This window comes from Streptomyces sp. NPDC059852 (assembly GCF_042731455.1).
Taxonomy (GTDB): Bacteria; Actinomycetota; Actinomycetes; order Streptomycetales; family Streptomycetaceae; genus Streptomyces.
Map to the genome: position 1 here is coordinate 304,461 of NZ_JBHWJK010000002.1, position 15,172 is coordinate 319,632.

Annotated in this window: 10 protein-coding genes and 1 riboswitch; of the genes, 3 read left to right on the forward strand and 7 right to left on the reverse strand. The window is 70.8% G+C overall.

Features of this window, described 5'->3' with window-relative positions; translation table 11 throughout:
• Positions 1-36 precede the first annotated feature (36 nt).
• Positions 37-1,323 carry an outer membrane lipoprotein carrier protein LolA gene (locus tag ACFV46_RS03805; protein WP_385496903.1) on the reverse strand — a complete coding sequence of 429 codons (1,287 nt, stop codon included), beginning with the start codon at positions 1,321-1,323 and terminating at the stop codon, positions 37-39.
• A 288-nt stretch (positions 1,324-1,611) separates the two neighbouring features.
• The gene (locus ACFV46_RS03810) at positions 1,612-2,622 is read right to left on the reverse strand and encodes a polyprenyl synthetase family protein (protein WP_283287159.1); all 1,011 of its coding nucleotides are present in this window, start codon (positions 2,620-2,622) and stop codon (positions 1,612-1,614) included.
• 727 nt (positions 2,623-3,349) lie between these two features.
• A riboswitch (cyclic di-AMP (ydaO/yuaA leader) is annotated at positions 3,350-3,523 on the forward strand.
• A gap of 7 nt (positions 3,524-3,530) precedes the next feature.
• Between ACFV46_RS03810 and ACFV46_RS03815 the strand changes: the two genes are divergently transcribed.
• Complete coding sequence (locus ACFV46_RS03815) at positions 3,531-4,271, forward strand: transglycosylase SLT domain-containing protein (protein ID WP_385496904.1); 741 nt, start codon at positions 3,531-3,533, stop codon at positions 4,269-4,271.
• A gap of 17 nt (positions 4,272-4,288) precedes the next feature.
• Here the strand turns inward: ACFV46_RS03815 and ACFV46_RS03820 are convergent, their stop codons facing one another.
• Positions 4,289-5,119 carry an HAD family hydrolase gene (locus ACFV46_RS03820; RefSeq protein ID WP_376728946.1) on the reverse strand — a complete coding sequence of 277 codons (831 nt, stop codon included), beginning with the start codon at positions 5,117-5,119 and terminating at the stop codon, positions 4,289-4,291.
• A 334-nt stretch (positions 5,120-5,453) separates the two neighbouring features.
• Between ACFV46_RS03820 and fahA the strand changes: the two genes are divergently transcribed.
• Positions 5,454-6,674, forward strand: coding sequence for a fumarylacetoacetase (fahA, locus tag ACFV46_RS03825; protein ID WP_385496906.1), 1,221 nt, complete (start codon positions 5,454-5,456; stop codon positions 6,672-6,674).
• A gap of 181 nt (positions 6,675-6,855) precedes the next feature.
• Positions 6,856-7,794: a M56 family metallopeptidase gene (locus ACFV46_RS03830; RefSeq protein ID WP_376728944.1), complete on the forward strand. Its 939-nt coding sequence runs from the start codon at positions 6,856-6,858 to the stop codon at positions 7,792-7,794.
• A 22-nt stretch (positions 7,795-7,816) separates the two neighbouring features.
• Here the strand turns inward: ACFV46_RS03830 and recQ are convergent, their stop codons facing one another.
• The 4 genes from recQ to nuoL form a co-directional block, all read right to left on the reverse strand.
• A complete protein-coding gene (recQ, locus tag ACFV46_RS03835; protein ID WP_385496979.1) occupies positions 7,817-9,826 on the reverse strand; it encodes a DNA helicase RecQ in 2,010 nt (669 codons plus the stop codon).
• Positions 9,827-9,977: 151 nt separating this feature from the next.
• Positions 9,978-11,627 (reverse strand): NADH-quinone oxidoreductase subunit NuoN, encoded by a 1,650-nt coding sequence (gene nuoN, locus ACFV46_RS03840; RefSeq protein WP_361925549.1) that lies wholly within the window; start codon positions 11,625-11,627, stop codon positions 9,978-9,980.
• Positions 11,624-13,195, reverse strand: coding sequence for an NADH-quinone oxidoreductase subunit M (locus ACFV46_RS03845; RefSeq protein WP_376728942.1), 1,572 nt, complete (start codon positions 13,193-13,195; stop codon positions 11,624-11,626). Before ACFV46_RS03845 ends, nuoN begins: the two co-directional genes overlap by 4 nt.
• A 5-nt stretch (positions 13,196-13,200) precedes the next feature.
• A complete protein-coding gene (gene nuoL, locus ACFV46_RS03850; protein ID WP_385496908.1) occupies positions 13,201-15,165 on the reverse strand; it encodes an NADH-quinone oxidoreductase subunit L in 1,965 nt (654 codons plus the stop codon).
• Positions 15,166-15,172: the final 7 nt, after the last annotated feature.

Below are 15,172 nucleotides of genomic sequence, written 5' to 3' on the forward strand. Positions count from 1 at the left end.
GAGCGGCCCGGCACGGGGGCCGGGCCGCTCGTCGCGTCACTTGGCCGAGTCGGCCGCCTTCACCAGCGTGGCCTTGTCGACGGCGCCGACGTAGACCTTGCCGTCGTCGGTGACGAGTGCGTTGATCAGGCGCGTCGAGAACACCGTGCCCGAGCCGAACTTCCCGCTGGCCTTGTCGCCGAGGGAGTCCAGGAAGCCGCCCAGGTCGCCGCCGACCTCGGCGCCCGACGGGACGCCCTTACCGCCGGTGTCGAAGACCGCCACCGTGCTCCAGCCCTCGCCGATGATCTCGGGACCACCCTGGGGGCCCTTCGAACCCTTCGGGTTCTCGGCGCCGAACTCCTTCTCCAGCTCCTTGCGGAAGCCGTCCTCGGACCTGCCCCCGCCGTGCCGCGGGGCGCCCTTGTCCATGTCGCCCTCCTCCGTGACCTTCGCGCCCTTGGGCGGCGTGAAGTCGAAGGTGGAGGCGGCGGGCTTGGCGAAGCTGACCTGGGTGAAGCCGGCGTCGACCACGGCGGCGCCCCCGCCGGCCGGGGTCAGCGTGAACTTCAGCGGCAGCCCGGTCTTCGCGTCCACGGCCACGGTGATCGCGCCGACCGTGGTGCCCGACTGCTTCGGCTCGATGAGCAGCCGGTAGGCGTCCCGGCCGGCGACGTGCGCGGTGCCGTCGACGGTGACCGACGTCGTGTCGTCGACCGCCTTCAGGGCCTCCTCGGTCAGCTCCTTGGGGGTGGCGGGGACCCCGTCGGCCTTCCCGTGACCCTGACCCTCGCCCTTGCCCTTCTCCTGCCCCGCCTTGTCGGCGGTGGCGTGGAAGACCTCGTCGGACCGGCTGTCGTAGCCCCAGACGTCCTTGCCGTTGTGGATGAGGCTGTACTCGGAGGACTTGTCCACCAGGGACAGCTTCTGCCGGTCGTCGCCGTCGGCGGCGATCCGCAGGGTGTGCGTGCCGGAGGCCAGCTCGGTCAGCTTCGCCGAGGGGTCGGCGGAGGAGCCGCCGTCCGCGCCCGATCCGGTGAGCCCCGAGGTGAGACCCGACTCCAGCCCGCCGAGGTCGGGCAGCCCCAGATCCGTGGTGATCTTGAAGGTGCCGGACAGCTGCTGGACGTCCGACTGGGCGATCTTCTCGACCAGTTGCTGCGCGGTGAGGTCCGGCAGGTCCGGGTCCCCGGCGTCGGCGAGCGCCGGGACCAGCCCGATCGTCGCCGCCGCGATCCCCACCACCGTGACCGGGACGACGTACCGAGCGGCCTTGCGCCGGCCCGCGCGCGGGTCGTCGCCCTCCCCCGCGGTCGTACTGTCGTCGACTTCGTACGGTGCCATGTGTGCCCTACCTCCGTCGTCGGCGGCGGCCGTCCGTTCGTCTGTCGCCCGCGAGTCCCCTGACCCGCCAAGGTCCACCCCTGAGCCGCCATTCTCACCCGAATCGGTGAGGAGTGGTGTTTTCCGTGATGTCCATCTGACCAAATCGGTCAGGGAGTTTCGTCAGCCTGCGGAGCCAACTCCGCGTACACCTGCGGTATGACGCCGGAGGGGTGGACGTCCCCCCGACCCGTAGGGGTCGAGGGGTGGGGTGGGGGGAACGGCGGCCGCGGCGGCCTTGGGGGCGTCTCAGCCGGCGCGGTGCACCACGGCGTCGCACAGCTCCATCAGGGCGGCCTTCGCGTCGTTCTCCGGCAGGGGCGCCAGCGCGGCGCGCGCATCCTCCGCGTAGCGGACGGTGTCCCGCCGGGCCTGCTCCAGCGCCGGGTGCTCCCGCAGGGCGGCCAGCGCCTCCGCGAGCCGGGCGTCGTCGCTCAGGTCGGAGGCCAGCAGCTCGCACAGGGCGATGTCCTCCGGCAGCCCCAGCCGCTCCGCGCGCTCCCGCAGGCGCAGCACGGGCAGGGTCGGGATGCCCTCGCGCAGATCGGTGCCGGGCGTCTTCCCGGACTCGTGGGAGTCGCTCGCGATGTCCAGGACGTCGTCCGCCAGCTGGAAGGCCACGCCGAGCCGCTCCCCGTACTGGGTGAGCACGTCGACCACGGTCTCGTCGGCGCCCGACATCATCGCCCCGAAGCGGCAGGAGACCGCCACCAGCGACCCGGTCTTCCCGCTCAGCACGTCGAGGTAGTGCTCCACGGGGTCCCGGCCGTCCTGCGGTCCGGCCGTCTCCAGGATCTGGCCCGTGACCAGCCGCTCGAACGCCTCGGCCTGCACCCGGACCGCCTCGGGCCCGAGGTCGGCCAGGATGTGCGAGGCGCGCGCGAAGAGGAAGTCGCCGGTGAGGACCGCGACGGAGTTCCCCCAGCGGGTGTTCGCGCTGTCGACCCCGCGCCGGACCTCGGCCTCGTCCATCACGTCGTCGTGGTACAGCGTCGCCAGGTGGGTCAGCTCCACCACCACGGCCGACGGCACGATCCCCGGGGCGTACGGGTCCCCGAAGCGCGCGGCGAGCATCACCAGCAGCGGCCGGAAGCGCTTCCCACCCGCCCGCACCAGGTGCTGGGCGGCCCCGGTGATGAAGGGGACCTCACTCTTGGTGGCTTCGAGCAGTCCCTCCTCGACAGCCGCCAATCCGGCCTGGACATCGGCTTCCAGAGCCTGGTCCCGCACGCTCAGCCCGAACGGCCCGACGACGGTCACGAGGGGTCTCCTGTCTGCTGGTGTCTTTCGGCTGGTTACACGGTTTGTCGATAGGTCGCTGCCATCACTCAAGTCAGCGTATCCGGTCACGTTTCGATCACCGATGCCGCCCACCCGTCCACCACGGCCGACATCGGTCCACGGTCGGTATGTTTTTTGATCACCCGATGAGGATGGACATTCATCGATTTATCGGTACGTCACTGTGAGTAGCCGACCGCTCTCCATCCCTCCGCGAATCGAAATCCGGTTCGACCCTGCGGGGGCCGGCCCGCAAGCCTGTACGCCCCCCGCCTCCGCCTACCCCGACCCGCCCTCCGGACGCCTCCACGCCCCCTCAACGAACGGCACGAAGGGCGGGGTTCCTGCCCCATAAAACGGACTCTCCGGACCCAAGGGGACAGATGGACACCTTGACAGTGAGCCCTCCACGGCCAGGCAATAACAGGGGAGTTGGAGCCATTGCCCGATTTGCCGTTGTTGTGATCGCCGTGAGTTGGGTCACGCGGCCACCCGTCGGCACCTCCCCCACGGGAAGCCTTCGTCCCCTTGCCAGAAAAGCGAGTTGAGAATTGGCAACCGCAAAGGATCAAGCGCCCCATACGCCTCAGACCATGGTCAATTAGCACGTCAGGTGATTGCGGCACTTGTTCCAGACATGTGCTCTCGCATACGTTCCCGCTCTGTCGGGCGGACGCCGAATCCTGCCGCCGCCCGAGTCATCCACCTACGCAACGCACCGCACGGCAGGAGCGGGGGACCCAGGTAAGTCGCCGTACCGCACGCCTCGATGGCGCGCCGGAACGGCTAGGGGTGAAGTCACGTCGTCGAACGACGGTGTGACCGGGCATCTCCCGCCCGAACCCGACAGCTCACCTCGCAGGCGCCGGAGAGGAACGAACAGCGCCATGTCCCGAGGCAAGCACCGTCGCACCCGTACCAGCCCGTTCACCCGGCGCGTCATCGCCGCCGGTACCGGTACCGCCGCTCTCGCGCTCCCCCTGCTGGCCGCGACCACCGCGAGCGCCGCCGAGCCCGGCAAGGCCCCCACCGTGGCCAAGGTCGGCTCCGTCAGCTACACCACCAAGAAGGGCGACACCCTGTACGGGATCGCCGACCGCTACGACGCCCAGGGCGGCTGGCGACAGCTCTACAAGGACAACCGCGCGGCCATCGGCGACAACCCCCGGCTGATCCACCCGGGCGTCGACCTGAAGGTCCGGTCCGCGAAGAAGGCCGCGCCGGCCAAGGCCGAGACGAACACGGCGTCCGCGCCCGTCAAGAAGTCCGCCGTCGCCCAGGCCACCCAGGCCTCCGTGAAGACGTACGCCGACAACCTCGACGGCTGGATCCGCGAGGCGCTCGACATCATGGCGCAGAAGGGGATCCCCGGTTCCTACGAGGGCATCCACCGCAACATCATGCGCGAGTCGTCGGGCAACCCGGCCGCCATCAACAACTGGGACTCCAACGCCGTGGCGGGCACCCCGTCCAAGGGTCTCCTCCAGGTCATCGACCCGACCTTCGCGACCTACCACGTGCCGGGCACCGCGTACGACCCGTTCGACCCGGTCGCCAACATCACGGCCGCCTGCAACTACGCGGCCGCGCGCTACGGCTCGATCGACAACGTGAACGGCCCCTACTGAGCCTTCTGCAGCACCCATCAATAGCGGAACTGGGCCAGGCTGCGGGCGAACAGTCCCTCGAGGACGACGGCGATGCCGTCGTCCTCGTTGGACAAGGTGATCTCGTCCGCCACCGCCTTGAGTTCGGGGTGTGCGTTGGCCATCGCCACACCGTGCGCCGCCCAGTCGAACATGGGGATGTCGTTGGGCATGTCCCCGAAGGCGATGGTCTCGTGGGGACCCAGGCCGAGATGCTCGGCGGCGAGCGCGAGGCCCGTCGCCTTCGTGACGCCGCATGGCTGGAGTTCGACGGTCCCCGGCCCCGACATGGTGACCGTCGCCAGCGAGCCCACCACCGCGCGGGCCGTCGCCGCCAACTCGTCGTCCGACAGCGTCGGATGGCGCAGCAGCACCTTGCTGATCGGCTCGCACCACAGGTCGTCGCGGTGCCGCACCCGCACGGCCGGCAGGGTCGGGTGGGGCATCAGATAGCCCGGTTCGATGAGCGTGAGCCCGTCGGCACCGTCCTGGTCGACCGCCGCGTACACCTGCCCCACCTCGGCCTCGATCTTGCCGAGGGCGGTCTCCGCCAGGTCCCGCTCCAGGGTGATGGACCACAGCAGCCGGTCCCGCCCGGCGTCGTACAGCTGCGCGCCCTGTCCGCACACCGCCAGTCCCCTGCTGCCCATGACGTCCAGGAGGGGCCGCACCCGGGGTGCCGGCCGTCCCGTCACCACGAGGTGCTGGGCACCGGCCACCGCCGCCTGCGCGAGTGCCGCGAGCGACCGGTCGGAGAGCGTGTCGTCACCTCGCAGGAGGGTCCCGTCCAGGTCAGTGGCGATGAGTGAATATGCGATCGGTGCGGCCATGATCAGAGAATACGGACAGGAAGCCCCCTCGACTCGACCTGAACCGGACGGCTGCTCTGTTCACATGAGTTGACACCGGTTCCGGTCCCACTTGTGTCCGAGCCCGCACAACTCGCGCCCGTTTATGGCGGTTTCGCCCCTACGAGATCTTCGAGGGCGGTACGGACGCCGAGTTGGGGCCCGTCGCCCGGTGAAGAGGACGGCCGACCGCGGCGACCTGGGGGGAAGCCGATCGCCTGCCCGGAGGATTCACCCTGCCCAAGACCGCCACCTCACCCGTAACGTGGGCCCGACCACATGGCTTACGGAGCGTATGAGAGTGAGGCAGTACCCCATGCCCCCCTTCGATCTCCCCGAGGGCGACCCCTTCGGCGCGCACAACCTTCCGTACGGCGTCTTCTCCCTCCCGGGCCCGGACTCCGCGCGCCGGGTGGGCGTCCGGCTCGGCGACCACGTCCTCGACGCGGGCAGGGCGGCCCAGGCGCTCGGCTCGCCGTACGCCCCGCTGCTCGCCCAGGAGTCGCTGAACGCGCTGCTCGCCGCGGGCCGCACCACCTGGTCCGACGTACGGCGGGCGCTGACCGCCTGGGTCACGGTGCCGGCGCACCAGGAGGCCATCGCGGAGCTGTTCCACCCGCTCTCCTCCGTGACGCTGCACCTTCCGTTCGACGTCGCGGACTACGTCGACTTCTACGCCTCCGAGAACCACGCGCGGAACGTCGGCCAGATCTTCCGCCCCAACGCCGAGGACTCCCTCACCCCCAACTGGAAGCACCTGCCGATCGGCTACCACGGCCGCTCCGGCACGGTCGTCGTCTCCGGCACGGACGTCGTACGGCCCTCGGGCCAGCGCAAGGCGCCCACCGACCCGGCCCCCGTCTTCGGGCCGTCCGTCCGCCTGGACATCGAGGCCGAGGTCGGCTTCGTGGTGGGCACGCCGTCCGCGATGGGCGCGCCCGTCCCACTGGGCGACTTCCGGGAGCACGTGTTCGGCCTGTGCCTGCTCAACGACTGGTCGGCGCGTGACATCCAGGCGTGGGAGTACGTCCCCCTCGGCCCCTTCCTCGGCAAGTCCTTCGCCACGTCGGTGTCGGCCTGGATCACCCCGCTGGACGCCCTGGACGAGGCCAGGACGGCGCCGCCCGAGCGCACGCACCCGCTGCTGCCATACCTCGACGACTCCGGCGACGAGACCGAACCCGGCGGCTACGACCTGCGTATCTCCGTGGCGATCAACGGCCACGTCGTCTCCGAGCCGCCCTTCTCCACCATGTACTGGACGGCCGCCCAGCAGCTCGCCCACATGACGGTGAACGGTGCCTCCCTGCGCACCGGCGACCTGTACGGCTCCGGCACGGTCAGCGGCCCCACCGAGCGTGAGCGCGGCTCCCTCCTGGAGCTGACCTGGAACGGCCGCGACCCGCTCGAACTCCCCGACGGCAAGCGCACGTTCCTGGAGGACGGCGATGTCGTCACCCTGTCCGCGTGGGCGCCCGGCCCGGGCGGGGTACGGGTGGGCCTCGGCGAGGTCACCGGACGGATCGTGGCCGGCTGAGGCGCGACCGCCGGGTGGGCGGGGCACGCCCGTGGATCCGTCGGCTCTTTCCCGCTGACTCCCGCGGGCCGCACCGTCATACTGGCTGGCGGTGGGAAGCGCACCCCTCGGGATTCCCGCGGCCCACCGCCCCGCACCGACGTCCGCGCGCTGTCCCTGACCAGGATCCGGAGCCCCTGGCATGACCGTCTGCCTGCTCCTGCTGAGCATCGTCGGCCTGACGGCCGCCATCCCCGTCCCGCGCGTCCTGACCCGGGCCGCCTGGCCGGAACGGGACCCCGTGGTCGCGCTGTGGGTGTGGCAGTGCCTCGTCGCCACCGTGCTGCTGTGCTGCCTGACGGCGCTCGCGCTGGGCACCGCCGCCGTCTTCGGCACCGCCCGCGCCCAGCTGTTCGCCCCGGCGCCGCCGTCCGTGACGGAGGCGTACGACCTCTCCGCCGCCCCGGCCTGGGCCGCGCTCCTCACCCTCCTCCTGGCCTGCGGGGCGGCCTGGACGACCGCGATGCTCGGGCGGGAGCTGGCCGAGGCGCGCAGGCGGCGCGGCCGTGCGCGGGCCCAGCTGCGCGAGCGCGCCCCCGATCTGCCGGCCGGCCTCGGCTCCACGCGCGGCCCGCTGCTGGTCCTCGAGGACGAGTACCCGGACGCCTGGTGGATGCCGGGCAGTCCGCCGCAGCTGATCGTCACGACCGGTGCCCTGCACCGCCTCACCGACCACCAGCTCGACGCCGTCCTCACCCATGAGCGGGGCCACGCCCGCGCCCACCACGACTGGCTGCTGCACCTGTCCACCGCGCTCGCCACCGGCTTCCCCCGTGTCCCGCTGTTCGCCCACTTCTGCGACCAGACCCACCGCCTGGTCGAACTGGCCGCCGACGACACGGCCTCCCGCCGCTGCGGCCATCTGACGACGGCCCTGGCCCTGATCGAGCTCAACCAGCACCGGGGCGTGCTGTCCTGCGCCTCCACCCACCGGCTGCTGGGCGAGCGTGTCGACCGCCTTCTCCAGCCGCCCCCGCGCCTGGGCCGCCGCGACCGCGCCCTCACCACGACCCTGGCGGCGCTGGTCCCGCTGGTCCCCCTGCTGATCACCTTCGCGCCGGGACTCCTGACGCTCTCCTAGGGCCTAGGGCCGGGGGCCGCCCTCACTCCCAGCCGTCGGGCTCCGGCTCCTCCATCGGCCAGTCGTCGGGGGCGTCCGGAGCGGACTGCGAGGCCGGCTGCGAGGTGGGCTGCGGGATGGACCCGGGTGCCGGTGCGGTCAGGCCGGCCAGGACCTCGACCACCCCTTCGCCGTACGTCGCCCGCTTCTTCTCGCCGACGCCGCTGATCCCGCCCAGCTCGGCCACCGACGTGGGCCACACCGTGGCGATCTCGCGGAGCGTGGCGTCGTGGAAGATGACGTAGGCCGGGACGCCCTGCTCCCGGGCCTGCTCGGCCCGCCAGGCGCGCAGGGCCTCGAAGGCCGGGACCAGTTCCTGCGGCAGCTCGGCGACGGCGGCCTTCGCCTTGCGCTCGCCGCGGCCGGATCCGGACGCCGACCGCGAGGACGCCGGCCGCTTGGGCTCCTTGCGCAGCGGCACCTCCCGCTCCCGCCGCAGCACCGAGCCGCTGTCCTCGGTCAGCACCAGCGTGCCGTACTCCCCCTCGACGGCGAGCAGGCCCTGCGCCAGCAGCTGCCGGATGACGCCCCGCCACTCGCCCTCGGTCAGCTCCTCGCCGATGCCGAACACGGAGAGCTGGTCGTGGTCGAACTGGATGACCTTGGCGGTGCGCCGGCCCAGCAGGATGTCGACGATCTGCAGCGCGCCGAACTTCTGCCCCCGCTCCCGCTGCAGCCGGACGACCGTCGACAGCACCTTCTGCGCGGCCACGGTGCCGTCCCAGGTCTCGGGCGGTGTCAGGCAGGTGTCGCAGTTGCCGCAGGCGCCCGCCTCGGGGTCCTGGCCGAAGTAGGCGAGCAGCTGGGCGCGCCGGCACTGGACCGTCTCGCACAGGGCCAGCATCGAGTCCAGATGCGCGCCCGCACGGCGCCGGAACGCCTCGTCCCCCTCGCCGAGCTGGATCATCTTGCGCTGCTGGATGACGTCGTTGAGGCCGTAGGCCATCCACGCCGTGGAGGGCAGGCCGTCCCGCCCGGCCCGGCCGGTCTCCTGGTAGTAGCCCTCGACGGACTTGGGCAGGTCGAGGTGGGCGACGAACCGCACATCCGGCTTGTCGATGCCCATGCCGAAAGCGATGGTCGCCACCACGACCAGGCCCTCCTCCCGCAGGAACCGGGACTGGTGCGCCGCGCGGGTGCCCGCGTCGAGGCCCGCGTGGTACGGGATCGCCTCGATGCCGTTGCGGGAGAGGAACTCGGCGGTCGCATCGACCGACTTGCGGGAAAGGCAGTACACGATGCCCGCGTCGCCCGCGTGCTCCTCGCGCAGGAAGCTCAGCAGCTGCTTCTTCGGGTCGGCCTTCGGCACGATCCGGTACTGGATGTTGGGCCGGTCGAAGCTGGCCACGAAGTGCCGGGCGTCCGGCATGCCCAGCCGCTGGGTGATCTCCTGGTGGGTGGCCCGGGTCGCCGTCGCCGTCAGCGCGATCCGGGGCACGTCCGGCCAGCGCTCGCCCAGCAGGGACAGGGCGAGGTAGTCGGGGCGGAAGTCGTGGCCCCACTGGGACACGCAGTGCGCCTCGTCGATGGCGAAGACCGAGATCTTGCCGCGGGAGAGCAGCTCCAGCGTCGCGTCGAGCCGCAGTCGCTCGGGGGCGAGGTAGAGCAGGTCGAGCTCGCCGGCGACGTACTGCGCCTCCATCACGCGGCGCTCGTCGAAGTCCTGCGTGGAGTTGATGAACCCGGCGCGCACGCCGAGCGCCCGCAGGGCGTCCACCTGGTCCTGCATGAGGGCGATCAGCGGGGAGATCACGACACCCGTACCGGGTCTGACCAGGGAGGGGATCTGGTAGCAGAGCGACTTGCCGCCGCCGGTCGGCATGAGCACGACCGCGTCACCGCCGGCCACGACATGCTCGATGACGGCTTCCTGCTCGCCCCGGAAGGCCTCGTATCCGAAGACGCGGTGGAGCGCGGCCAGCGCCTCGCTGTCGCCCGCCCGGTCCGCCTCGGTCACCGCTGGCATCTCGCTGATCACGCCCGTCGCACCCATCGCCGTGTCCCCCGCCCGTCGTCCCTCGACCACTGCCTCCACGATAGGGGTCCGCACCGACAGCCCTCCGAGTTATCCACAGGCTCACCCCCTCGGGACGGGAGCGGCCCGGCTCCCACGAGGGGAGCCGGGCCGTCCGCGTGGGGCTCGGTCAGCGGACGAAGACGCCCGCCTGGCTCGCCAGGTCCAGGAAGTACTGGGGCGCCACACCCAGCACCAGGGTCACGGCCACGCCCACGCCGATCGCCGTCATCGTCAGCGGGGACGGCACCGCGACCGTCGGTCCCTCGGGCGTCGGCTCGCTGAAGAACATCAGCACGATGACCCGGATGTAGAAGAACGCGGCGATCGCGGACGAGATCACACCGACCACGACCAGCGGGGCAGCCCCGCCCTCGGCCGCCGCCTTGAACACGGCGAACTTCCCGGCGAAGCCGGAGGTCAGCGGGATGCCCGCGAAGGCCAGCAGGAACACCGCGAAGACCGCCGCGACCAGCGGCGAGCGGCGGCCCAGACCGGCCCACTTGGACAGGTGCGTCGCCTCGCCGCCGGCGTCGCGCACCAGCGTCACCACCGCGAACGCGCCGATCGTGACGAACGAGTAAGCGCCCAGGTAGAAGAGGACGGACGACACCCCGTCCGGCGTGGTCGCGATGACACCGGCGAGGATGAACCCGGCGTGCGCGATCGACGAGTACGCCAGGAGCCGCTTGATGTCGGTCTGGGTGATCGCGATGATCGCGCCGCCCAGCATGGTGACGATCGCCACGGCCCACATGACCGGCCGCCAGTCCCAGCGCAGGCCGGGAAGCACGACGTACAGGATGCGCAGCAGGGCGCCGAACGCGGCCACCTTCGTCGCCGCGGCCATGAAGCCGGTCACCGGCGTCGGGGCGCCCTGGTAGACGTCCGGCGTCCACATGTGGAACGGCACCGCGCCCACCTTGAACAGCAGCCCCATGACGATCAGCGCCGAGCCGATGAGCAGCAGCGCGTCGTTGCCCATGGTGTCCGCCAGGGCCGGGGTGACGTCGGTGACGGTGCCGTCGACGACCCGCGCGATCGTGCCGTAGGACACCGAGCCCGCGTAGCCGTACAGCAGGGCGATGCCGAACAGGGTGAACGCGGACGCGAAGGCTCCCAGCAGGAAGTACTTGACCGCGGCCTCCTGCGACATGAGCCGCTTGCGGCGGGCCAGCGCGCACATCAGGTACAGCGGGAGGGAGAAGACCTCCAGCGCGATGAACAGGGTCAGCAGATCGTTGGCCGACGGGAAGATCAGCATGCCCGCGACGGCGAACATCAGCAGGGGGAACACCTCGGTGGTGGTGAACCCCGCCTTCACGGCGGCCTTCTCGCTGTCGCTGCCCGGCACGGACGCGGCCTGGGCCGCGAAGGAGTCGACGCGGTTGCCGTGCGCCGCCGGGTCGAGCCGGCGCTCGGCGAAGGTGAACAGGCCGACGAGGGCCGTCAGCAGGATCGTGCCCTGCAGGAACAGGGCCGGTCCGTCGACGGCGATCGCGCCCATCGCGGCGATGCCCGACTTGGTCGTGGCGTACCCGCCGGCGGCGAGCGCCACGACCGCGGCGAAGGACGCGACGAGCGCCACGACGGCGGTGAACACCTGCGCGTAGTACCGGGACCTGCGCGGGACGACGGCCTCGATCAGCACCCCGACGAGCGCCGCGCCGACGACGATCAGGGTGGGCGAGAGCTGTCCGTACTCGATCTTCGGCGTGTCGATCTTCGAGATCGGATCGGCCGCGGTTGTCCACAGGCTGTGGACGGCTGATGCGCTCACTTGGCCGCCTCCACCTCGGGCTGGGGGTCCTTCTTCTGTACGTCGGACAAGGTCTGCTTGACCGCCGGGTTCACGATGTCCGTGACGGGCTTCGGGTAGACGCCCAGGAAGACCAGCAGGACGACGAGCGGGGCGACGACCGCGATCTCCCGCACCCGCAGGTCCGGCATCGCGGAGACCTCCGGCTTCACCGGGCCCGTCATCGTCCGCTGGTACAGGACGAGGGTGTAGAGCGCGGCGAGCACGATGCCGAAGGTCGCGATGACGCCGATCGCCGGATAGCGCGTGAACGTGCCGACGAGGACCAGGAACTCGCTGACGAACGGCGCGAGACCCGGCAGCGACAGGGTCGCGAGGCCGCCGATCAGGAAGGTGCCGGCGAGCACCGGGGCGACCTTCTGCACACCGCCGTAGTCGGCGATGAGCCGCGAGCCGCGCCGCGAGATCAGGAATCCGGCGACCAGCATCAGCGCGGCCGTCGAGATGCCGTGGTTGACCATGTACAGCGTCGCCCCGGACTGGCCCTGGCTGGTCATCGCGAAGATGCCCATGATGATGAAGCCGAAGTGCGAGATCGACGCGTACGCGATCAGGCGCTTGATGTCCCGCTGGCCGACCGCGAGCAGCGCCCCGTAGATGATGCTGATCAGCGCCAGCACCAGGATGGCGGGCGTGGCCCACTTGCTGGCCTCCGGGAAGAGCTGGAGGCAGAAGCGGAGCATCGCGAAGGTGCCGACCTTGTCGACGACCGCCGTGATGAGGACGGCGACCGGGGCGGTGGCCTCCTGCATCGCGTTCGGCAGCCAGGTGTGCAGCGGCCACAGCGGCGCCTTCACCGCGAAGGCGAAGAAGAAGCCGAGGAACAGCCAGCGTTCGGTGTTCGTCGCCATGTCCAGCGAGCCGTTGGCGCGGGCCTCGGCGATCTCCTGGAGGCTGAAGTTCCCGGCGACGACGTACAGGCCGATCACCGCGGCCAGCATGATCAGTCCGCCGACCAGGTTGTAGAGGAGGAACTTCACCGCGGCGTACGACCGCTGCGTCGACGCCACCTTCTCCCCGTGCTCGTGGGCACGGTCCCCGAAGCCGCCGATGAGGAAGTACATCGGGATGAGCATGGCCTCGAAGAAGATGTAGAAGAGGAAGACGTCGGTGGCCTCGAAGGAGAGGATCACCATCGCCTCGACGGCCAGGATCAGGGCGAAGAAGCCCTGCGTCGGCCGCCACCTCCTGCTGCCCGTCTCCAGCGGGTCGGCGTCGTGCCATCCGGCGAGGACGATGAACGGGATCAACAGGGCCGTCAGCGCGACGAGCGCCACCCCGATGCCGTCCACGCCGAGTTCGTAGCGGACCCCGAAGTCGGAGATCCAGGAGTGCGATTCGGTGAGCTGGTAGCGGTCGCCGTCCGGGTCGAACCGGACCAGGACGGCGATCGCGAGGGCGAGTGTGCCGAGGGAGAAGAACAGCGCCAGCCATTTGGCGGCGGTGCGCCGGGCGGCCGGCACGGCGGCGGTGGCGATCGCCCCGATCGCCGGGAGCGCCGCCGTGGCTGTCAGCAGGGGAAAGGACATCGGTATCAGACCGCCCTCATCAGCAGGGTCGCGGCGACGAGGACCGCCGCACCGCCGAACATCGAGACCGCGTACGACCGCGCGAAGCCGTTCTGGAGCCTGCGCATCCGTCCGGACAGGCCGCCGACCGAGGCCGCCGTGCCGTTGACGACACCGTCGACCAGGGTGTGGTCGACGTAGACCAGGGAGCGGGTGAGGTGCTCGCCGCCGCGGACGAGGACGACGTGGTTGAAGTCGTCCTGGTACAGGTCGCGCCGGGCGGCCCGGGTGAGCAGCGACCCGCGCGGGGCGACCGCCGGGACCGGGCGCCTGCCGTACTGGGCCCAGGCGAGGGCGACGCCGATGACCATGCACGCGACGGTCGCACCCGTGACGGTGGCCGCGCTGATCGGCGGATTGCCGTGCGCGTGCCCGGTGATGGGCTCGAGCCAGTGCACGAAGCGGTCGCCGATGCTGAAGAACGCACCGCCCGCGACCGACCCGATCGCCAGCACGATCATGGGGATCGTCATGACCTTGGGCGACTCGTGCGGGTGCGGCTCCGCGTGCTCGCCGTGGGTCTCGGCGGCGGGCTCCGCGCTGGGCTCGGCCGGCGAGGCGGTCTTCGTGTGCCGCCAGCGCTCCTCGCCGAAGAACGTCATCAGCATCACGCGCGTCATGTAGTAGGCGGTGATGGCCGCGCCGAGCAGGGCGCAGGCGCCGAGGATCCAGCCCTCGGTGCCGCCCTTGGCGAACGCCGCCTCGATGATCTTGTCCTTGGAGAAGAAGCCGGACAGGCCCGGGAAGCCGATGATGGCGAGGTAGCCCAGGCCGAACGTCACGAAGGTGACCGGCATGTACTTGCGCAGACCGCCGTACTTGCGCATGTCGACCTCGTCGTTCATGCCGTGCATGACGGAACCGGCGCCGAGGAACAGCCCGGCCTTGAAGAAGCCGTGCGTCACCAGGTGCATGATCGCGAAGACGTAGCCGATGGGGCCGAGGCCCGCGGCGAGGACCATGTAGCCGATCTGCGACATGGTCGAGCCGGCCAGTGCCTTCTTGATGTCGTCCTTCGCGCAACCGACGATCGCACCGAACAGGAGCGTGACGGCCCCGACGATCGTGACGACCAGCTGTGCGTCGGGCGCCGCGTCGAAGATGGCGCCGGAGCGGACGATCAGGTAGACGCCCGCGGTCACCATCGTCGCGGCGTGGATGAGGGCGGAGACCGGGGTCGGGCCCTCCATCGCGTCCCCGAGCCAGGACTGCAGCGGCACCTGGGCGGACTTGCCGCACGCGGCGAGCAGCAGCATCAGGCCGATCGCGGTGAGCTTGCCCTCGCTCGCGTCCCCGGCGAGACCGGCCTCGCCCTCGCCGCCGAGCAGCGGCCCGAAGGCGAAGGTGCCGAACCAGAAGAACATCAGCATGATCGCGATGGACAGGCCCATGTCGCCGACGCGGTTGACCAGGAAGGCCTTCTTCGCCGCGGTGGCGGCGCTGGGCTTGTGCTGCCAGAAGCCGATCAGCAGGTACGAGGCGAGACCGACGCCCTCCCAGCCGACGTACAGCAGCAGGTAGTTGTCGGCGAGGACGAGCAGCAGCATCGCCGCGAGGAACAGGTTCAGATAGCCGAAGAAGCGGCGGCGGCGCTCGTCGTGCTCCATGTACCCGATCGAGTACACGTGGATCAGCGAGCCGACGCCGGTGATCAGCAGGACGAACGTCATCGACAACTGGTCGAGGCGGAAGGCGACGTCCGCCTGGAAGCCCTCGACCTGGATCCAGCTGAACAGATGGCTCGTCAGGGTCCGGTCCTCGGCGCCCCTGCCGAGCAGGTCGGCGAAGAGGACCACACCGAAGGCGAAGGAGACGAACGACAGGAGCGTGCCGATCCAGTGGCCGACGGCGTCCAGCCGCCGGCCACCGCACAGCAGAACGGCCGCTCCGAGCAGGGGCGCCGCGATCAGCAGCGCAATCAGGTTCTCCACGATTTCT

Bases quoted from the DNA above. Each gene is read 5' to 3' on its own strand.
- ACFV46_RS03805 (WP_385496903.1), bottom strand. From the start codon at position 1,323: ATGGCACCGTACGAAGTCGACGACAGTACGACCGCGGGGGAGGGCGAC.
- ACFV46_RS03815 (WP_385496904.1), top strand. From the start codon at position 3,531: ATGTCCCGAGGCAAGCACCGTCGCACCCGTACCAGCCCGTTCACCCGG.
- ACFV46_RS03820 (WP_376728946.1), bottom strand. From the start codon at position 5,119: ATGGCCGCACCGATCGCATATTCACTCATCGCCACTGACCTGGACGGG.
- fahA (WP_385496906.1), top strand. From the start codon at position 5,454: ATGCCCCCCTTCGATCTCCCCGAGGGCGACCCCTTCGGCGCGCACAAC.
- ACFV46_RS03830 (WP_376728944.1), top strand. From the start codon at position 6,856: ATGACCGTCTGCCTGCTCCTGCTGAGCATCGTCGGCCTGACGGCCGCC.
- recQ (WP_385496979.1), bottom strand. From the start codon at position 9,826: ATGGGTGCGACGGGCGTGATCAGCGAGATGCCAGCGGTGACCGAGGCG.
- ACFV46_RS03845 (WP_376728942.1), bottom strand. From the start codon at position 13,195: ATGTCCTTTCCCCTGCTGACAGCCACGGCGGCGCTCCCGGCGATCGGG.